We start from the raw sequence: 18,751 nt of genomic DNA, 5'->3' as shown, positions 1-18,751 counted from the left end.
ATCCGCGCCGGGTCCGGAGCGGCCGCCCCGGACCCGGCATCGCCATCTGCGGCGACACAACAATCCTAACCAACTTCAAACAGACAATTGCGAGGGTCCGAAGGACGGGGAGCGGCGCGTGACGCGAGCCTGGGAAGGCCGACGCGGCAATCCATACGGCGTTGCAGCGGGTTTCGCGCGCTTTTGGATGCACCCCCGCCCGCCCCAACCTCCGTCGTCACCCCGGCCTCCGAGCCGGGGCCTAATGCCCCTGTCAACGCGGTATGTCGCCGGTTGAGAGAACGTGGCTTTGGCGCGGATCCAAGTCACGTCGAGACCCGCGACGGGCTACCGCGCCGAGGTGGCAATGGGCCCCGGGCCTCCGCTTCGCTTCGCCCGGGGTGACGGCTGAGTGGAGGGCGACCGATGTCGGTCTAGACGGGCCGGCGCGGCAATCCGGCGAGTCAACACCCCCTCAGATCGTCATGCCCTGGCCGCCATTGACGTCGAGGGAGGCGCCGGTGACGAAGCCGGCTTCTTCCGAGGCGAGATAGGCGATTGCCGCGGCGACGTCCTCCACCTCGCCGTGGCGCCGCACCGGGATCGTTCCAAGCACCCGCTGGCGCTCCTCCTCCGACTGGCGTTCGGCGAGAAGTCCGCGCACCCGCGGCGTCAGGATGGCGCCGGGGCAGACGCTGTTGCAGGTGATGCCGGCGGGCCCGAACTCCTGGGCGATCTGCAGGGTCAGCGCCTGCATCGCGCCCTTCGCCGCCACATAGTTGGCGCCGGCAAAGAGGCTGCCGTAGCGGCCGGCCTTGGAGCCCATATTGATGATCCGGCCATAGCCGGCCTTGACCATGTGCGGGATCACCGCGCGGGTCGTGCGGGCACAGGCCGTGACGTTGACGTCCATGACGCGCTGCCAGTCTTCGTCCGACTGCTCGAGGAACCGGAACGGGGTGTGCAGCGAGCCGCCGATATTGTTGACCAGAACGTCGATGCGCCCGGCGGAAGCGGCAAGCTCCGCGACCGCCTCCGCAATCGCATCGCCGTCGGTCATGTCGAGGGCGCGGGTGGCGAGAGAAAGACCTTCGCTCTCCGCTTCCGCGGCGGCATCCTTGAGCGCGTCGGCGTCCCGGTCCCAGATGGTGACGGACGCGCCCTCGGCGGCGAGCCGGAGCGCGACGCCCCGGCCGACGCCGCTCGCCGCGGCGGTGATGAGGGCAACGCGGCCCTCAAAGCGCCCTTCACGGCGGTGCCCCTCAGAGCGGTGCATTGTCGACCGCCTGGTGGTGGCTGGCGTCCGGGTCGACCTTGACGTCGACGACGACCGGCCCGCCCATCTTGTGAGCCGTCTCGATGGCGTCGCGGATCTCGCCCGGGTGGTAGACCCTGATCCCCTTGCCGCCGAGGCCCTCGGCGACGGTGACGAAATCGATGTCCTCGAAATCGACCGCGATGCGCCGTTCGCCGAGATTGTCCCGGACCATGCCGAGGCCGGAATTGTTGTTGACGACGAAGACGGTGGACAGGTTCTGCTGGATGCAGGTGGTGATTACCTGCAGCGTCATCATGAAGCCGCCGTCGCCGGAAAGGCAGGTGACGCGCTTGTCCGGGTGCACCAGCTTTGCCGCCGCCGCCGCCGGCCCGCCCCAGCCCATGACGCCGGTGCCGCCGGGCACGAGGAGCTGCTGCGGGTACGGCATGCGCAAGCCGAAGGTCGACCAGATGCGGTTGGAGCCGGCATCCAGCGCCAGGATGTCGTCGGGGCCGAGAAAACCCTGCATCGCCTTGACGAGGTCGACATGGTGGACGCTGCCCTGGGCCGCCGGCAGGTCGGGCAGGACGTGGTAGTCGGTGCGCTCCTTGAGGTCGGCGATGGCGGAAAGCCGCGCCTCGCGAGCCCCGGCATCGAGCCCGCTGTCGGCAAGCATAGCGATAACGTCGGCAACGTCGCCGGTGATCGCCAGGTCCACCGGATAGACCCAGCCGGCATTGCGCGGGTCGATGTCGACCTGCACCAGCGTCTGGTCGCCGGGCCGGATCAGGTCCGGGTCCCGGAACCGGGTGTAGTCCGGGCCCATCGAGGCGCCGAGCATGACGACGAGGTCGGCCTCGGCGACGGCCCGGTTGGCGGTCGGCATGCCCCAGGTGCCGAGCATGCCGGCGGTGACGTCGGAGGTCTCGGCGATCGCGCCCTTGGCGTTGTAGCTGGTGGCGACTGCGATGCCGGCCGCCTCCGCCAGTGCCTGCAGCGCCGCGCCGCTGTTCGACGCCAAGACGCCGTTGCCGGCGATGAAGACCGGGCGCTTGGCCTTGTCGAGGAGGTCCTTCAGCCGGGCGACCGCGCCGGCGTCGGGCCGGGCAGGGGTGTAGGACAGGTATCCCTTGGACGGGTAGAGACCCGGCTTCGGCGCCTCCGGCATTTCCTGCCGGATGATCGACGTCTTCATGATGACGGCGGCCGGGCCGGTGCGCGGCAGGCTGGCGTGCTTGACCGCCATCTGGGTGCCGAAGACGGCCTCTTCCGGCGTCGTCGCATAGGTGCAGTATTTGGTGATCGGCTTCAGCGACGCCATGGCGTCGGCGCCGCCATAGTCGCCGGTCATCGTCTGATAGACGCCGAGCTGGCCGTAGCCGTCATAGTCGGAGGTTTCCGTCAGCACGACCATCGGCGAGCCGGCAAAATGGGCCTCCAGGATGCCTATGGCGCCGATAGTGGTGAGCCACGGGCCCTGGCCCATCAGGACGGCGGGACGGCCGGTCAGCCGCCCCGTCACCTGCGTCATGATGGAGGCGATCCATTCGTTGCGCGTCAGGACGACATCGAATTCGTCCCGACGGTCGTAAAAGGCCGGCAGCGACCAGGTGACGCCGAGACCCGGCAAGGTGAAGGCCCGCGTGACGCCGGCCTCGATCAGAGTGTCGACGACACGTTCGTTTGTCTTGGTCATGGTTCCTCGTTGATTTTATTGTGTTGTTTTTATTGCAGATATCAGTGCATGCCGGAGGTGGCGGATCACGCAGCGTGGCTGCCGTGGCCGACGGAAAAGTCGTTGCCGGCCCGGTCCTCACCCCGCATCAGCCAGATCGGCCGCAAGGGATAGTTCATGGTCGGCGAGACCTTCATGGCGTAGGCCGTTGCCGGATGGTCGGGGCTGCGGTCGTAGAGCGAGGTCGCCGGCATGTAGCGGATGGCGTAATCGGCCCGGCGCCTTCCGGACCGGTTATGATTGGAGCCGTGCACGGTGTAGACGTCGTGCAGCGAGACTTGGCCGGGCGCCAGCACCACGTCGCGGGCCTTTGTCTCGTCGATCTCCTCCATCTCCTGCTTGATGGCGTAGTCGTCCCGGTCGGCGACGGCGTGGCGCTCCAGCGTCTTTTGCCGGTGCGAGCCGGGGATGTAGCGCATGCAGCCGTTCTCCACCGTCGAGCCGTCGATGGCGATGCGCACGGTGCAGGTGGCGAGCGGCGAGATCGGCCAGTACTGGCCGTCCTGGTGCCAGGGCACGGCCTTTCCCTCCTTCGGCGGCTTGGCGAACAGCATGCTGCCCCAAAGGATGATGTCCGGGCCGATGACCTGCTCGACCATGTCGAGGATTTCGGGAAAGCCGCAAAAGCTGAGGAAGTCGTAATTGCCGATCATCTTGGCCGACTGGCCCCACGGATTGTGCGGGCCAGAGAGCTGCTCCGGGCGCACGTCCGGGTGGTCGGCGATCAGCCGGTCGACGGCGGCCTTCAGGCCGTCGAGGGTCTCCTCCGGCAGGCGGTAGTCCGGAATGACGAGGCCGTCGCGGTGATAGGTCTCGATCTCCGCATCCGACAGGCGCGTCTTGCGTGTCATGGTTGATGTCCTCCCTTGTGGTCGTTCTTGTCGTCTTTTTCGCGACATTAATTTTTTTGGAATTTAATTTCAATTTCGAAATTGAAAACCGTTTTTAAAAATGTATCGTAGGGAAATCTTGTGGCGTAAAATGCGCCCGAGGGCCCGGCCGCCAGGCACGAGGCCGACAAGAAAAAAGGGAGGAATATCAGTGGTTCGCACGTCCGTTCAGCATGCCGTTCTCGCCGGCGCCGTGGCCCTGGGCCTTGGCGCCGCGCTCAGCGCCGAGGCCCAGGCGTTTCCGGAAAAACCCGTCACCATCATCGTGCCGTTCGGGGCCGGCGGCGGCACCGACATCACCACCCGCACGCTCGCCGGCCCGATGGCCGAGGCGCTCGGCACGGAGATCGTCGTCAAGAACACGGCCGGCGCCGGCGGCACCATCGGCGCGGCGGAGACCGCCCGCGCCCGGCCGGACGGCTACACCATCGGCATGATGCCGGTCGGCCCGATGACCACCCAGCCGCACCTGCGCCGGCTGCCCTATGATCCGGCCTCCTTCGACTATATCTGCCTTGCCTATTCGGCGCCGTCCTCGCTGGTGGTGCGCAAGGATTCGCCGTTCAATTCGCTGAAGGACATGATCGACTACGCCAAGGCCAATCCGGGCAAGCTGAACTACGGCATCCAGGCGGTCGGCTCGATCCCCCATGTCGCCGGCCTCGGCGTCAAGGAGGCCTCCGGCGCCGACTTCCAGTTCATCCCCTTCAAGGGCTCGGCCCCGACCTTCAAGGCGATGCTCGACGGCACCGTCGACATGTTCGTCGCCCACATCTCGTTCCTGACCAAGAACGCCGACCAGGTGAAGTCGATCGCCATGCTGATGGACGAGCGGGTCGCTACCGCCGAGGACCTGCCGACCGCCAAGGACCAGGGCTTCGATCTGAACTTCCCGATCTGGGGCGGCATCGTCGCGCCGAAGGGGATTCCGGCCGAGGCCAGGGAAAAGCTGCAGGCGGCCTGCGAGGCCGGCATGAAATCGAACGCCTTCGGCGAGCGCATGAGCCAGCTTCGCATGCCTGTCACATACATGTCCGGCAGCGACTTCGAGGCCTTCGTCAAGTCCGAGTTCGACAAGAACGAAGGGCTTCTGGCCAAGGCCGGCCTGAAGAAGAACTGAGTGCGCGGATGGTGCGGGAAGGCCGCCCGGCCTTCCCGGCGGCATGAGGTTTTTCGATGACGCGCGTTTCCTGGACGACGGTGATCGGCGCTGTGTCGCTGCTGGTCGCGGCCTATCTCTTCTACCACACCTTCGATCCCGTCTATGACGTCTCCATCGTCACCGCCGGGCGCGGACCGGTGTTCTTCCCGCGCATCCTGCTGGCCCTGATGCTGGTGCTGTCGCTGGCCGTGACCATCGAAGGGCTCCGCCTGCCGCACCGCTTCTTCAGCGGCCGCACGCTTCTCATCGTCGTCTCAACCATCGCGCTCACCGGGCTGTATATCGGCGCGATCACGGCTGTCGGCTTCCTCATCGCCACGGTTCTCTACGTCTTCGCCCTGCCGTTCCTCCTCGGCTACCGCAACGTGCCCGTGATCGGCGCGGTCGCCGCGATCTATCCGCTGACGGTCTGGTACCTCTTCGACAAGGTGTTCCTGATCATCCTGCCGTCCTCGCCCTGGTTCGACAGCTTTTAAGGCCGCCCATGGACGCCCTTTCCCTCGGTATCGGACATCTTCTGACCCTGCCGGTGCTCGTCTCGGTCTTTGCCGGCACGGTGCTCGGCGTCGTCGTCGGCGTGCTGCCGGGCCTCGGCTCGGTGGTCGGCATCACAATGGTGCTGCCCTTCACCTTCACCCTCGGCCAGATCCCGGCGCTCGCCCTGATGCTCGGCATCTATTGCGGCTCGGTCTATGGCGGTTCGATCTCCGCCATCGTCATCAATACGCCGGGAACGCCCCAGGCGGCGGCGACCGCGCTTGACGGCTACCCGATGGCGCGGCGCGGCGAGGCGGACCTCGCCATCGGCTGGACGACGGCCGCCTCGGTCATCGGCGGGCTCTTTTCCGTCGCCGTCCTCATCGTCGCCGCCCCGCAGCTCGCGGCCTTTTCGCTCAATTTCACGGCGATCGAATATTTCGCCCTCGGCGTCTTTGCCCTCATCTGCATCGCCAATGTCTCGCGCGGCGCCATGCTGAAGGGGCTGCTGTCCGGCGTCATCGGGCTCTTCGTTGCCACCGTCGGCGTCGACCACGTCACCGGCGACATGCGCTTTACCTTCGACAATTTCGAGATGACCGCCGGCATCTCACTGGTGCCGGCAATCGTCGGCCTCTTCGCCCTGTCGGAGGTCTTCGTGCGGGCCTCGGAAACCCACGTCCTGAAGGAACAGTCGATGTTCCGCGTCGGCTTCCGCCTGCCGCCCTGGTCGGAGTGGAAGCCGCGGCTCGGCATCCTCTTCAAGTCCTGCGCCATCGGCTCCTTCGTCGGCGCCCTGCCGGGCACCGGGGCAGCCACCGCCGCGTTCATTTCCTACTCCGAGGCCAAGCGCTCTTCTCCGCGCCGCGACAAGCTCGGCACCGGCGAGCCCGACGGGCTGGTCGCCGCCGAAAGCGCCAACAACGCCGTCACCGGCAGCGCCATGGTGCCGACGCTCGCCCTCGGCATTCCGGGTGATCCGGTCACCGCCGTCATGCTCGGCACCTTCGTCGTCCATGGCCTGGCGCCCGGACCGCGGCTTTTCACCGAGCACCTCGACCTCGTCTATGCGGTGTTCTTCATCCTCATCGCGGTCAATCTCCTGATGTTCGTCGTCGGCGCCGTCGGTGCCCAGGCTTTCACGCGGGTGCTCAGGGTCCCGGAACCGATCCTGATGGCGTGCGTCGTCGTCATCTCCCTGATTGGCGCCTATGGCGTGCGCGGCAATCCCATTGACCTCATCATCGCCTTCGTCTTCGGCGTCGTCGGCTTCCTTTTCCGCAAGAACGGTTTCCCGCTGGCGCCGATGGTCATCGGCATGGTGCTGAGCGAAATGATCGAGAACTCCCTGCGCCAGGGCCTGCTGATCACCCGCGGCGACTTCCTCGCCTTCTTCGAGCGGCCGATCGCGCTCGCCCTCTTCGTGCTGACAGCCGCGATCCTGCTCTGGCCGCCCATCCGCTGGGCGCTCGACCGCCGGACCAAGGCCGATACGAAAAAAATGGACTGGACCTCCGAATGACCGCCGACGCCCGCCCCGTCCTCATCACCGGTGCGACCGGCTTCCTCGGATCCTGGATCATCGCCCGGCTGCTTTCCGCCGGCCGCAAGGTGGTCGCCACCGACGTCACCGACGACCGCAGCCGCATCGACAGCCTGGTGCCGCGAAAGGATCAGGGCGCGATAGACTGGCGGCACTGCGACGTCTCCGACGGCGATGCGGTCGATGCCCTCTTTGCCGAGGTCGCCCCCGCAGCCGTCATCCACCTTGCCGCCCTGCAGATCCCGGCCTGCCGCGCCAACCCGGTGGCCTGCGCCAAGGTCAACATCATCGGCCAGATCAACGTCTTCGAAGCCGCCCGCAGGCACGGCGTCGGCAACCTCGTCTACACCAGCTCGGCCGCCGCCAAGCCGCGCGGGCCGGCCAACGCGCCGGCCAATCTCTACGGCGTCTTCAAGAAGACCGACGAGGAGATCGCCCGGCTCTATTGGGAGGACCACGGCATCTCCAGCCTCGGGCTGCGTCCCTTCATCGTCTACGGCGTCGGCCGCGACGACGGCGAGACCTCCGCGATCACGCGGGCGATCCGCGCCGCCGCCCTCGGGCTGCCTTACGAACTGCCGTTCCGCACCGAAAGCTGCTTCCAATATGCCGGGGAGGTCGCCGAGATCTTTGCCCGCGCGACCGAGGCGCACTGGGACGGCGCCCTCGTCTCGGACCTGACCACCGAGGTCGCCTCCACCGACGACCTCCTTGCCGCGATCCGCATGATCGTGCCGGGCGCAACGGTGACCACGGCCGACATCCATCGGCCCTCGCCGACCGGCGGCTTCGACAACGCGCCCTTGCGGCGGGTGATCGGCGACTGGCCGGCAACCTCGCTCGCCGACGGCGTGCGCGACACTGTCGCCCGTTTCCGCGCGCTGGAGGGCGGCCCGGCCGCCCCGGCGGCGGCCGGCGCCGTGCGAAAGGGCTGGTAAGGTGCCGGAAGTCGCCTGCGTCCTCCAGAACCCCGACCGCCTCGGCGAATGCCCGCTCTGGGACCCGCGCCGGCGGCAGCTTCTGTGGATCGACTCGCTCGGCGCCCGCATCCACGGGCTCGATCCCGGCACGGGTGCGCGCGCGTCCTGGCAGATGCCGGAGACGGTCGGCTCGATCGGCATGCGCAGGGCCGGCGGCCTCGTCGCCGCCCTCGGCACGGGGTTTTTCACGGTCGATCTGGAGAGCGGCGCGGCGACACCGATCGCAGGCCTCGACCCGATCGTGCCGGGCACAAGGCTCAACGACGGCAAGTGCGACCGCAGGGGCCGCTACTGGTGCGGCACCATGGACGAGGATTTTTCAGAGCCGAAGGCCTCCCTCTACCGCCTCGACCCGGACCACACGGTCACCGAGATGGCGAACGGCATCATGGTCTCCAACGGCATCGCCTTCAGCCCGGACGACCGCACGCTCTATTTCTCCGACAGCCGCCGCGAGCGCTATGCCAGATACGATTTCGACGTCGAGGCGGGCGCGATCTCCAACCGGCGTCCCTTCGTCGATGCTGCGACAACCGAGGGCCGGATCGACGGCGCCACGGTCGATGCCGACGGCAATTACTGGGCGGCGCTCTTCGCCGGCTGGGCGATCGGCTGCTTTGCCCCCGACGGCACGCTCCTGCGCCGCATCGCGCTGCCCGTCGAACACCCGACCATGTGCGCCTTCGGCGACGACGACCTCTCGACGCTCTACGTCACCACCGCGACGTTCCAGCTATCCGAAGAGGGCGCCGCCGATCAGCCGCTCGCCGGCAGCCTCTTTGCCGTGACCGGAACCGGCGCGCGCGGCCTGCCGGAACCGTATTTCCTTGGATAGGGGAGCCTGGCGCCAGCCGACAACGGACAAACAACGCCGCCGCAAATCCGGCTCCCCAAAACCGGCGGCGGACTTCAGCGGAGGAAGACCATGACTTTCAGAACGAGGATCACAGCGGGTGTCGCCCTGGCGCTCTGCCTTGCCGTCCTGGCGCTGCCCGGTGCCGGCACGGCGGCGGAGCCGCGCATCACGCTGCGCTACGCCCATTGCTGCCCGGCCGACCAGGCCTTCGGCATCTATGCCCACGACTTCGCCGACCGGGTGGCGACGCTCTCCAATGGCGAGATCGCCGTCGAGGTGCTCGACGGCGGCGTCATGGGTTCCGAACAGGCGACCGCCCAGAAGGTGCAGCTCGGCGTCGTCCAGATGGCCGGCATCACCTCCAACAACGTCGCCCAGCTCGCCCCCTCGCTGAACGTTCTGGTGCTGCCCTACATGACCTCCAGCGTCGACCAGCTCACCGGCGAGGGCGGCCTGCTCCGGGCCGGACCCTATCGCGACGAACTGGCGAAGCGCGTGCTCGACGAATCCGGCAGCCTCAAGGTCGTCGGCGGCTACACCAACTCGTTCCGCAGCCTCTTTGCCAAGGACAAGTGCATCGACGAGCTCGCCGACCTTCAGGGCCTGAAGATCCGGGCGCCGAAGAACCCGGTGATGACGGCGATGTGGGACGCCTGGGGCGTCTCGACCTATCCGATCGCCTGGTCGGAGACCTACGGCGCGGTGGCGCAAGGGGTGGTCGACGCCTTCGACAGCCCGACCGACGTTATCCTGAAGATGGGCTTCTACGAGCACATCAAATACATCACCGAGGCGACCTACCTGCCGATGGCCGGCGTCGTCATCGCCAACAATGACTGGCTCGAAGGCCTCGACGAGGCCGACCGGACGGTGATCCTCAAGGCCGCCGACGAGGCCGACAAGGCCCATGCGGCATGGGTCAAGAAGGTCGGCGCCGAGGTCCGCGGCGCACTCAAGGACGACCACGGCGTCACCTTCTGCGAGCTCAAGGACCCGGAGGAGTGGCAGTCCCGTGCCCGCGGCGCCTGGCCGGAGCTCTACAAGCTCGTCGGCGGCGGCAAGGACTGGGTCGATGCCACCGTCACCTATCTGGAGACCGGCGAGGTCAAGTAAGGCCCACTGACCCCATCGGCTCCGGCACGGCCGGGCGGCGGTTCCGTCGTCCGGCCGTCGCGCCGCCCAGGATCTCCGACCTGCAAGAGAACGGCCCCATGCGCCTTACGCGCCTCTTTTCCCTTCTCGACCGCTTCGAGGAAGTCGTCGCCAACCTCGCCCTGGCGTCGCTGGTCCTCATCCTCGCGGCACAGGTGTTCTTCCGCTACGTGCTGCAGACCGGCATCACCTGGTCGGAAGAGGTCTCGCGCTTCTGCTTCGTCTGGTTTGTCTACATCTCGGCGAGCCTTGCCGCCCAGAAGGGCCGGCACATCCGCGTCACGGTGGCGACGCCCCTCATTCCCGGCGGCGAGCGGGTGGCGCTGCTCCTTGCCGATGCGATCTGGGCCGCCTTCAACCTCTTCGTCGTCGTCGCCGGCATCCTGCTGATCCGGCGCATGATCGCCCATCCGGTCTATTCCACCGCGCTGTTCCTGCCGCTCGTCTATGTCTATGCGGTGATCCCGCTCGCCCATGCGCTGATGACCCTGCGCGTCGTCCAGCGCCAGTGGGAGGCCTGGCGGCGCGGCGGCTCGGTGCTGGTCGAAGAGGTCGAGATCGACCGCGGCAAGGACGGTGCGCCATGACCTTCGTCGTCGTCTTCGCCGTCTGCCTGTTTCTCGGGGTGCCGATCTTCGCCGTCCTCGGCGTGCCGTCCCTGATCGAGCTCCTGCTGTCGCCGATCCCGCTCGCCTCGCTGGCCCACAGCCTCTATGAGGGCGTCGACAAGTTCCCGCTCCTCGCCATCCCCTGCTTCGTCCTTGCCGGCGCAGTGATGGCCCGGGCCGGCATCACCGAGGACATCATCGCGGTGATGCGGCGCGTCGTCGGGCGCACCCATGGCGGGCTCGCCATCGTCACCATCCTGTCCTGCATGTTCTTTGCCGCCATCTCCGGCTCCGGGCCGGGCACGGTCGCCGCCGTCGGCACGCTGTTGATCCCGGCCATGGTCCAGGACGGTTACCGCAAGGACTTTGCCGCCGCGGTCACCTCCTCGGGCGGCACGCTCGGCATCCTGTTGCCGCCGAGCAACCCGATGATCGTCTATGGGGTGCTGGCCAGCGTCTCCATCGGCGATCTGTTCCTCGCCGGCATCGTCCCCGGCCTTCTGATGGGCACCCTCCTGATCGGGGTCGCCTATCTCCTGTCCCTGCGTGCCGGCTTCCGGGGCGCGGGCGCGGCCTTCGAGCTGCGGGATTTCGGCAAGGCGCTCTATGCGGCGAAGTTCTCGCTGGCAACGCCCTTCATCGTGCTCGGCGGCATCTATGCCGGCATCTTCACGCCGGTCGAGGCCTCGGTCGTCGCCGTCCTCTACGCACTCCTCGTCGGCGTCGTCATCAAGCGGCGGGTCGGGCTGACGGCGATCTGGGACTCCCTGTCGGAGGCGAGCGCCATCTGCGGCGGGCTGGTCGTCATCATGGGAACGGCGGTGTTCTTCGGCGAGTTCCTCGCCCTCAACCAGATCCCGCAGCAAATCGCCGCCTCGCTCCTCACGGTCACCACCGACGCCGTGCTGATGCTGTTCCTGCTCGCCGCGATCCTGATCGTGCTCGGCACCTTCATGGAGACGCTGTCGACGGTGATCATCCTGACGCCGATCCTGTTGCCGCTGGTCACGCGGCTCGGCGTCGATCCGATCCATTTCGGCATCCTGCTGGTGGTGACGAGCGAGATCGGCTTCCTGACGCCGCCGCTCGGCGTCAACCTGTTCGTCGCCTGCAGCATATCGGGGCTGAAGCTTGAGCAGATATCCCGTCAGGTGCTGCCGTTCATCCTGACCATCGCCGCCGGGCTCGTGGTGCTGATCCTGTGGCCGCAGATCAGCCTGTCGATCCTGAGCCTGAAGTAGGAACGGGGCAGCGCCCGGCCGGGCGCTGCGGGCGCGGCGCTCAGATGATCGCCGGCGAGGACGCCTCGGCGAGAAGCCGCGCCGTGTGGCTGGCGATCATCGCCTCTTCGTTGGTCGGGATGACGAAGACGCGCACGCGCGAGCGGTCGGAGGAGATCACCGTGCTGCCGTGCCGGTTGCGGGTCTCGTCGAGCTCGATGCCGATCCAGTCGAAGCCCTGGCAGATACGCTCGCGTATGCGCACGGCGTGCTCGCCGATGCCGCCGCAAAAGACCAGCGCGTCGAGGCCGGAGAGAATGGCGATCATGGCGCCGATCTCGCGCCGGATGCGATAGACGAAATAGTCGATGGCCTGCAGCGCTTCCGGCGTACCGGCAGCTTCCAGCAGCCGCATGTCGTGGGAGATGCCGGACAGGCCCTTGAGGCCGGAACGGCGGTAGAGCACGTCCTCGATCTCCTCGGCGGACATGCCGAGCTCGCTCATCATGTAGAGCACGACGCCGGGGTCGAGCTGGCCGCAGCGGGTGCCCATCGGCAGGCCGTCGAGGGCGGTGAAGCCCATGGACGAGCCGACGCTCTGGCCGCCCTGGATGGCGCACATCGACGAGCCGTTGCCGAGATGGGTGACGATGACCCGGCCGTCGGCGTGGTGCGGCGCCACCTCGTGCAGCCGGTTCTCCACATATTCGTAGGAGAGCCCGTGGAAGCCGTAGCGCCGGACGCCCTGGTCGTAGAGGTCGCGCGGCAGGGCGTAGGTATCGTTGACCCAGGGGTGGGCGCGGTGGAAGGCGGTATCGAAGCAGCCGACCTGGACGGCGTTCGGGAATGCCTTCTTGGCCGCCTCTACGCCGGAAATGTTGTGCGGCTGGTGCAGCGGCGCCAGCGGGCGGAATTCGGCAAGCTCGGCGAGCCGCGCGTCGTCGAGGATCACCGGCTCGGTATAGTCCGGGCCGCCATGGACGATGCGGTGGCCGACGGCGGCGATCTGATCGGCCGCGAAATGCGCGTGCAGGAAGCCGAGCACGGCGGCAAGGCCGCTGGCATGGTCCTTGACCCGGGTCTCGTCGAGCACCTCGTCGACCAGCACCGAGCGCCCGGTCTCCGCCTTCAGGCGCGGCATGCTGCCGAGGCCCTCGACCTGGCCGCGGACCTTTTCCACCGGCGTGCCGTTGACCGCGAAGAGGGCGAATTTGATGGAGGAGGAACCGGAATTGAGGGTCAGGATGTGATGCATTATTCCGCTGCCTCCGCGATCATGGACCGACCTCCCACCTGCCACGCTTTATAGAGCGCGGCGATGGCGCAGGAAGCGAGCCGCGCCTTTTCGCCGTCGGCGCGGCTGGTCAGGATGATCGGGACGGCAGCGCCGAGCACGACGCCCGCGGCTTCCGCATGGGCGATGAAGGCCAGTTCCTTGGCCAGCATGTTGCCGGCTTCCAGGTTCGGCACGATGAGGACGTCGGCGCGGCCGGCGACCAGCGAGGTGATGCCCTTGGTCTGGGCCGCCTGCAGGTCGATGGCGTTGTCCATGGCCAGCGGCCCGTCGACGAGGCCGCCGGTGATCTGGCCGCGATCGGCCATCTTGGAGAGCGCGGCGGCATCGAGGGTCGAGGGGATCGCCGGATTGACGGTCTCCACGGCCGACAGCACGCCGACCTTCGGCTGGCCGATGCCGAGCGAGCGGCCGAGGTCGATGGCGCTCTGGGTGATGTCGATCTTTTCCTCAAGGCTCGGCGAGATGTTGATCGCCGCGTCCGAGACGATGAGCACGTGGTCGAGGCCCGGCACGTCCATGATGAAGGCGTGGCTGAGCCGGCGCCCGGTGCGAAGCCCGCCGTCGCGCTTGACGACGTGGCGCAGGAGCTGGTCGGTATGCAGGTGCCCCTTCATGATCGCCTGGACCTGGTCGGCGCGGGCCATCTCCACTGCCTTTGCCGCGGCCGCGTCATGGTTCGCAACGTCGATGATCTCGATGCCGGTAAGGTCCTCGCCGTGCTTCTTGGCGACCGCCTTGATGGCCTCGGCCGAGCCGATCAGGATCGGCACGATGAGGTTGCGCTTGGCGGCCAGCAGCGCGCCGCCGAGCGAGGCCGGGTCCTCCGGCGCAACGACGGCGGTCGCAGCGCTCGGCATGCCGGCACAGGCGTCGAGATAGCGGTCGAAATGCTGGTGGCGGCGGATCAGGAGGTCCGGCAGCCGGTCGTCGTCGATGGCCACCTTGCGGGTCGGGGCGAGCACTTCGGCAACGCCGTCGGCGACCACGTCGCCGCCGCGCCCGGTGATCACCGTGTCGAGGACGACGGTGTTGTTGGCGCGCTTTTCCGACACCGTGACGGTGACGGTCAGCTCATCGCCGACATGGACCCGGTCGACGAAGCGGAACGTCTGGGTCTTGTAGAGCGTGCCGGCGCCGGGGAGGATGTTGCCGAGCACCGAGGAGATCAGCGCGCCGACCCACATGGACGGGGCCACCGGTTCGGCCGTCTCGCCGTTCGCCTTGCCATTGTGGTGCTCGTCCTCCGGCAGGTGCAGCGGGTTGAGGTTGCCCGACGCGTGGGCGAAGACGAACAGGTCGTTGGCGGTGCACACGCGCTTGACGGAAGCGCTGTCGCCGACCGTCAGTTCGTCGAAAAGCTTGTTCTCGCGGATCATTTTTTTCGGCTCCTCGTCCCCGGAGTGGGCCTTTTTCTGTCTCAGGCGACGCTTCAGGCGGTCGGCGCGGTCGCAGCATCCGGCGAAGTGCCGGGGATGTGGCCCTCGACCTCGTGCTGCGGTTCGTGCCAGTCCTTCGCCATCGTCTTCAGCACCTGCTGGATGTGCTTGAACATGGCGATCGTCGGCGGGTCCATTTCTTCCACCGCGCCGGCGATTTCCATCACCAGATTGACCGCCCTCATGCGGTCGACGTCGTCGCGCAGCAGCTCCGGCAGGGTGGCGATCGCCTCCTTGCCGGCGAATTCCACGATCATCGTCTGCTCGTGGATGATGCGGCTGCGGTGCTCAGGCGTCATGGTGTCGAAGGGCGGCCGGGAATGCAGGATGCGGTTGGAGCGTTCGAGGCGGTCGCGCCGTACCGACCCGCGTGCCCGGGCGATCAGAATCAGCATGCGGATGATGGCCTCGGCATACCCTCCGACACCCGATTTTGCCAGCGCTTCCTTGACCTGGGGGTATTGCAAAGCGTCGCGCACCTCCCGCTTGCGGACGCCGTTTTCTGCAAGCCGCTTCATGACGGGCGTGCCGTAGATGCCGTGAAAGGCAAGCTCGATGAAGGCATCGCGGGTGTCGCGGAAGAGGTTCCAGTTGTTCTCCACGACGTCGGCCATCAGCTTTTCGGCCCTAAAGAACGGATTGTCCGCGGCAATCGGCGTGCGGGTCCGCCGGCGCCGGTCGGCCAGCGCCTTGACGCTGCGCATCGCCGGGTTGGCGCCGGAGAACAGATAGCGCTGGGTGCGCATCGGATGCATCACCCGGTTGGCCTCGGCGATTTGCGGCGTCACCATGCTCTGGACGAAGGGGCGCATGGTCAGCTCGTAGGTCTTCGTCGCCCATTCGGAGAGCTGGGCGACGGCGGCGAACTCCTCCTCTTCCTCGCGGCCGTCGTCGAGCGCCAGGATGTCGTCGATGGTGCGCGCTTCGAAGGAGACCGTATAGACGCCGTCCTCCTTGCCGATCTTCATTTCGTAAAGGCCGGGGGCGAGCGCCTCGATGGTCTTGACGACCGAGGTGATCTGCTTGTGCTGCTTGCTCGCCACCTTGGCCGAGACGAAGATGCCGAGATGGCCGACGCTGTCGTGCAGGGTGTAGACGACGACGTTGCCGCGCGCCTGCATCTCCTGGACGGAATCGTAAAGGTCCGGGATCCAGTTCAGCGCCTGCTGCGGCGGCGTGATGTTGTCGCCATGCGAGGCGAAGACGACGACCGGCGCCTGGATGCGGGTGAGGTCGATCGGCGTGCCGTCCGGCAGCACCGCCTCGCCGCGGGTCAGCTTGTTGCCGATGAACAGGTTCTCGACGATCCAGCGGATCTCGTTCTCGTTCATGAAATAGAAACCGGACCACCATTTCTCGAAATCGAGGAAGCGGTCGGCCTCGTTGTCGACGTCGGCGAAGACCGTGTAGTTCTTGCGCCACCAGGTGTTGGCCGGGTTGAGGCTCTCGAAGTTCATGACCAGGTGGGCGCCGTCGAACTTGCCGCCGCCGAGATCGGACGAAAACAGCGCCGGCACGGCACCGCCCATGACGCCGCCGAAATAGCGGAACGGGTTCTTGCCCTTTTCGCCGGCCCAGTAGGAGAGCGGCGCGCCGGCAATGACCAGCGGCCCGATCAGGTCCGGATGGATGGCGCCGAGGATCATCGAGGCCCAGCCGCCCTGGCAGTTGCCGGTAACAAGCGGCAGCGGCGCGTTCGGGTGCCGGGCGTGGATTTCCTTCAGGAACAGCGCCTCGGCCTCGCAGACATCGCCGAGGGTCTGGCCGGGTTCCGGGTCGGGATAGAAGATGACGAAATAGACCGGGTGGCCGTCCTTGAGGGCAACGCCGACCTCCGACTCGCTCTTGAAGCCGCCGATGCCGCTGCCGTGGCCGGCGCGCGGGTCGATGATGACGAAGGGGCGGCCGTCCTCGCGCTGCGGCGGCGAGCCCTCCGGCGGCAGGATGCGCACGAGGGCATAGTTGACGGGTTTGGCAAGCTCGCGGCCATCGATGATGAGGTCGTAGTCGAAGACCAGGACCGGCTTGAAGCCTTCCTCCTCGCGCTCGATGTAGGAGTCGCCGCGCTGGCGCAGGGTGTCGAGGAAGAGAAGCGAGCGCTCTGCAAAGTCGGTGGCGTAGTCCTGGAAGGCCGTCGCCGGATTGCCGTTCCAGAACTGCGGTGCAAGGGCGCGCATCGCCGCGGTCGTGCCGGTAACGGCCTTGGCCTGGCTGTCCCGCAGTGCATTGGCGTGGTGGCGCGTCAGCTCGCCCATCAGGCGCCACTGGCTGGCGAGATCGCCCCATCCATTGCCGAAGGCCGCGAAGGGATTGCTGTTGCTGGAGGTGTCTTTGTCGGTCATTGGGTCAACCCACGATGTGGTAGCCGCCGTCGATCATGTGGACGCCGCCGGTGACGTTGGCGGCCTCGCGGCTGGCAAGGAAGGCTGCGTAGGCGCCGACATCCTCGATCGTCGCCAGGTGATGGGTCGGCGTGCGCTCCGCGGTGCGCGCCATAAGCTCGTCGAAATGGTCGATGCCCGACGCCGCGCGGGTCTTCAGCGGCCCCGGCGACAGCGCATGGACGCTGATGCCCTTGGGGCCGAGTTCGGCGGCGAGGTAGCGCGAGGTGGATTCCAGCGCGGCCTTCACCGGGCCCATGATGTTGTAGTGGTCGACGACCTTTTCCGATCCGTAGAAGGAGACGGTCATGCAGGTGCCGCCGTTCGGCATCAGGTGTTCGGCCCGGCGCACCATGCGGATGAAGGAATAGACGGAGATGTCCATCGCCGCGGCAAAGCCGCTGCGCGAGCAGTCGACGACCCGGCCGTGCAGGTCCTCCTTCGGGCAGAAGGCGATGGAATGCAGGCAGACGTCGATGCGGCCCCAGCGCTGGCGGATGGCGTCGAACACCTCGCCGAACTCGCCGTCGCGCTGGACGTCGAGCGGCAGGCAGATTTCGGCACCCAGCTTTTCCGCGATCGGGCGCACGAAGCGTTCGGCACGGTCGTTCAGATAGGTGATGGCAAGGTCGGCGCCCTGGTCGCGGAACGCCTTGGCGCAGCCATAGGCGATCGACTCTTCGTTGGCGATCCCGACGACGAGCGCCTTTTTTCCGGCAAGCGAGAACACTGGAGAACCTCTTCGATAATGCGCTGCAGCATAGCGAATGAGTGTGAATTTTTTATTCCGATACAGTCAGTTCACTGAGGATTGACCGGACACTTCCGCAAACAATTTCAACAGCATGAAGAAATACCTAAAATACAATCTAGAAAACCGACCCCCGCGTGCAAGGCCGGTGCCCGACGCTTTTTCGTATGGTTGCCGACGGGTTTGTGCAGATGCACAACGGGCATCGCTTACCGCTGTCAAAAAGCGCAAGGGGTCGGGTGCTCAGAGCGGGCCGCGGCCGCCGTCGACGACAAAGCTCTGGGCGGTGCAGGCGCCGCCATCGTCGGCGGCGAGGAACAGAACCATCCGGTTGAACTCTTCGGCGGTGATGCGCCGCTTCAGGCACTGCATCTCCATGGTGCCGGCCTCGCCCTCCGGGCTCCACCACTTCTCCAGTTGCCGCTCGGTGGCGACCCAGCCGGGCAGCACGGCGTTGACCCGGATGTTGTCCGGCCCGAAGGTCCGCGCCATGGTGTGGGTAAGGCCCTGGACGGCGGACTTGGCGATGGCGTAGCCGGGAAAGAAGTCCTCCTTGATCATCCAGCACGAGCTGCCGATGTTGATGATCGACCCGAAGCCGGCCCGGCGCATCTGCGGCACCACCGCCTGGATGGCAAAGAACTGGTGCCGGAGGTTCACCGCAAAGCGGTCGTCCCAGTAGTCCGGCGTCACCTCCGCCCAGTCGTGCCGGTCGTCATTGGCGGCGTTGTTGACCAGGACCGTGATGTCGCCGAAATGCTTGCCCGTTTCCGCGATCGCCGCCTTCAGCGCATCGATGTCGCGAAGGTCGCCGGGGATGAAGAGCGGAGCGTGGGCGGCGCCGGCGGCGATGCAGGCGGCGACATTGGCCTTCCCCGCATCCTCGGCAAGGTCGATGAAGCCGACCTTCGCCCCCTGGCCGGCGAACTGGCGGACCATGTCGCCGCCGATGCCGGCGGCCCCGCCGGTGATGAAGACGACGCGGTCTTTCAAGCTCGGATAGCGGGCATAGTCGGGCATCGGGAC

General features: G+C 67.0%; 16 protein-coding genes. 8 read left to right on the top strand and 8 right to left on the bottom strand.

All coding sequences use genetic code 11. From position 1 onward, the window contains the following. Positions 1-454: 454 nt before the first annotated feature. The 3 genes from M2319_RS20085 to M2319_RS20075 all read right to left on the bottom strand — a co-directional run bounded on the left by M2319_RS20085 (position 455) and on the right by M2319_RS20075 (position 3,823). Positions 455-1,255, bottom strand: a complete 801-nt coding sequence (locus M2319_RS20085; protein ID WP_264603242.1) for an SDR family NAD(P)-dependent oxidoreductase — start codon at positions 1,253-1,255, stop codon at positions 455-457. After that, positions 1,242-2,933: a thiamine pyrophosphate-binding protein gene (locus M2319_RS20080; protein WP_264603241.1), complete on the bottom strand. Its 1,692-nt coding sequence runs from the start codon at positions 2,931-2,933 to the stop codon at positions 1,242-1,244. The genes M2319_RS20085 and M2319_RS20080 overlap by 14 nt, the downstream gene beginning before the upstream one ends. 65 nt (positions 2,934-2,998) lie before the next feature. Continuing rightward, the gene (locus tag M2319_RS20075) at positions 2,999-3,823 is read right to left on the bottom strand and encodes a phytanoyl-CoA dioxygenase family protein (protein ID WP_264603240.1); all 825 of its coding nucleotides are present in this window, start codon (positions 3,821-3,823) and stop codon (positions 2,999-3,001) included. 190 nt (positions 3,824-4,013) lie between these two features. Between M2319_RS20075 and M2319_RS20070 the strand changes: the two genes are divergently transcribed. The 8 genes from M2319_RS20070 (at position 4,014) to M2319_RS20035 (ending at position 11,881) form a co-directional block, all read left to right on the top strand. Beyond that, entirely contained in the window at positions 4,014-4,982 is a 969-nt protein-coding gene (locus M2319_RS20070; RefSeq protein ID WP_264603239.1) for a Bug family tripartite tricarboxylate transporter substrate binding protein, read from the top strand. Between the two features lie 56 nt (positions 4,983-5,038). Beyond that, positions 5,039-5,500 (top strand): tripartite tricarboxylate transporter TctB family protein, encoded by a 462-nt coding sequence (locus tag M2319_RS20065; RefSeq protein WP_264603238.1) that lies wholly within the window; start codon positions 5,039-5,041, stop codon positions 5,498-5,500. 8 nt (positions 5,501-5,508) lie between these two features. Then, a complete protein-coding gene (locus M2319_RS20060; RefSeq protein WP_264603237.1) occupies positions 5,509-7,023 on the top strand; it encodes a tripartite tricarboxylate transporter permease in 1,515 nt (504 codons plus the stop codon). Then, complete coding sequence (locus M2319_RS20055; protein ID WP_264603236.1) at positions 7,020-7,982, top strand: NAD-dependent epimerase/dehydratase family protein; 963 nt, start codon at positions 7,020-7,022, stop codon at positions 7,980-7,982. The genes M2319_RS20060 and M2319_RS20055 overlap by 4 nt, the downstream gene beginning before the upstream one ends. A gap of 1 nt (position 7,983) precedes the next feature. Then, positions 7,984-8,859, top strand: a complete 876-nt coding sequence (locus M2319_RS20050) for an SMP-30/gluconolactonase/LRE family protein (RefSeq protein WP_264603235.1) — start codon at positions 7,984-7,986, stop codon at positions 8,857-8,859. Positions 8,860-8,949: 90 nt separating this feature from the next. Then, positions 8,950-9,993, top strand: coding sequence for a TRAP transporter substrate-binding protein (locus M2319_RS20045; protein WP_264603234.1), 1,044 nt, complete (start codon positions 8,950-8,952; stop codon positions 9,991-9,993). Between the two features lie 98 nt (positions 9,994-10,091). Beyond that, positions 10,092-10,619 carry a TRAP transporter small permease gene (locus M2319_RS20040; protein ID WP_264603233.1) on the top strand — a complete coding sequence of 176 codons (528 nt, stop codon included), beginning with the start codon at positions 10,092-10,094 and terminating at the stop codon, positions 10,617-10,619. Continuing rightward, on the top strand, positions 10,616-11,881 hold the full coding sequence (locus M2319_RS20035) for a TRAP transporter large permease (RefSeq protein WP_264603232.1): 1,266 nt from the start codon (positions 10,616-10,618) through the stop codon (positions 11,879-11,881). Before M2319_RS20040 ends, M2319_RS20035 begins: the two co-directional genes overlap by 4 nt. A gap of 40 nt (positions 11,882-11,921) precedes the next feature. Here M2319_RS20035 and M2319_RS20030 read toward each other — a convergent pair whose 3' ends face one another. From M2319_RS20030 to M2319_RS20010, 5 genes are all read right to left on the bottom strand, one after another. Further along, positions 11,922-13,115 (bottom strand): acetate/propionate family kinase, encoded by a 1,194-nt coding sequence (locus M2319_RS20030; RefSeq protein WP_264603231.1) that lies wholly within the window; start codon positions 13,113-13,115, stop codon positions 11,922-11,924. Next, positions 13,115-14,533, bottom strand: coding sequence for a bifunctional enoyl-CoA hydratase/phosphate acetyltransferase (locus M2319_RS20025; protein WP_264603230.1), 1,419 nt, complete (start codon positions 14,531-14,533; stop codon positions 13,115-13,117). The genes M2319_RS20030 and M2319_RS20025 overlap by 1 nt, the downstream gene beginning before the upstream one ends. A 53-nt stretch (positions 14,534-14,586) precedes the next feature. Next, positions 14,587-16,935, bottom strand: a complete 2,349-nt coding sequence (locus M2319_RS20020) for a DUF3141 domain-containing protein (RefSeq protein ID WP_264603229.1) — start codon at positions 16,933-16,935, stop codon at positions 14,587-14,589. Positions 16,936-16,939: 4 nt separating this feature from the next. Then, positions 16,940-17,704 (bottom strand): enoyl-ACP reductase FabI, encoded by a 765-nt coding sequence (fabI, locus tag M2319_RS20015; protein ID WP_264603228.1) that lies wholly within the window; start codon positions 17,702-17,704, stop codon positions 16,940-16,942. Positions 17,705-17,968: 264 nt separating this feature from the next. Then, positions 17,969-18,745: an SDR family NAD(P)-dependent oxidoreductase gene (locus M2319_RS20010; RefSeq protein WP_264603227.1), complete on the bottom strand. Its 777-nt coding sequence runs from the start codon at positions 18,743-18,745 to the stop codon at positions 17,969-17,971. Between the last annotated feature and the right edge of the window lie 6 nt (positions 18,746-18,751).

The organism is Rhodobium gokarnense, from assembly GCF_025961475.1.
Classification (GTDB): Bacteria; Pseudomonadota; Alphaproteobacteria; order Rhizobiales; family Rhodobiaceae; genus Rhodobium; species Rhodobium gokarnense.
The sequence above is the reverse complement of the archived record's forward strand: the minus strand, read 5'-3'. Positions and strand labels throughout refer to the sequence as shown.

What these genes read in the sequence shown, in the direction of transcription:
- M2319_RS20085 (WP_264603242.1), bottom strand. Translation starts at nt 1,255, where the DNA reads ATGCACCGCTCTGAGGGGCACCGCCGTGAAGGGCGCTTTGAGGGCCGC.
- M2319_RS20080 (WP_264603241.1), bottom strand. Translation starts at nt 2,933, where the DNA reads ATGACCAAGACAAACGAACGTGTCGTCGACACTCTGATCGAGGCCGGC.
- M2319_RS20075 (WP_264603240.1), bottom strand. Translation starts at nt 3,823, where the DNA reads ATGACACGCAAGACGCGCCTGTCGGATGCGGAGATCGAGACCTATCAC.
- M2319_RS20065 (WP_264603238.1), top strand. Translation starts at nt 5,039, where the DNA reads ATGACGCGCGTTTCCTGGACGACGGTGATCGGCGCTGTGTCGCTGCTG.
- M2319_RS20060 (WP_264603237.1), top strand. Translation starts at nt 5,509, where the DNA reads ATGGACGCCCTTTCCCTCGGTATCGGACATCTTCTGACCCTGCCGGTG.
- M2319_RS20055 (WP_264603236.1), top strand. Translation starts at nt 7,020, where the DNA reads ATGACCGCCGACGCCCGCCCCGTCCTCATCACCGGTGCGACCGGCTTC.
- M2319_RS20045 (WP_264603234.1), top strand. Translation starts at nt 8,950, where the DNA reads ATGACTTTCAGAACGAGGATCACAGCGGGTGTCGCCCTGGCGCTCTGC.
- M2319_RS20040 (WP_264603233.1), top strand. Translation starts at nt 10,092, where the DNA reads ATGCGCCTTACGCGCCTCTTTTCCCTTCTCGACCGCTTCGAGGAAGTC.
- M2319_RS20035 (WP_264603232.1), top strand. Translation starts at nt 10,616, where the DNA reads ATGACCTTCGTCGTCGTCTTCGCCGTCTGCCTGTTTCTCGGGGTGCCG.
- M2319_RS20030 (WP_264603231.1), bottom strand. Translation starts at nt 13,115, where the DNA reads ATGCATCACATCCTGACCCTCAATTCCGGTTCCTCCTCCATCAAATTC.
- M2319_RS20025 (WP_264603230.1), bottom strand. Translation starts at nt 14,533, where the DNA reads ATGATCCGCGAGAACAAGCTTTTCGACGAACTGACGGTCGGCGACAGC.
- M2319_RS20020 (WP_264603229.1), bottom strand. Translation starts at nt 16,935, where the DNA reads ATGACCGACAAAGACACCTCCAGCAACAGCAATCCCTTCGCGGCCTTC.
- M2319_RS20010 (WP_264603227.1), bottom strand. Translation starts at nt 18,745, where the DNA reads ATGCCCGACTATGCCCGCTATCCGAGCTTGAAAGACCGCGTCGTCTTC.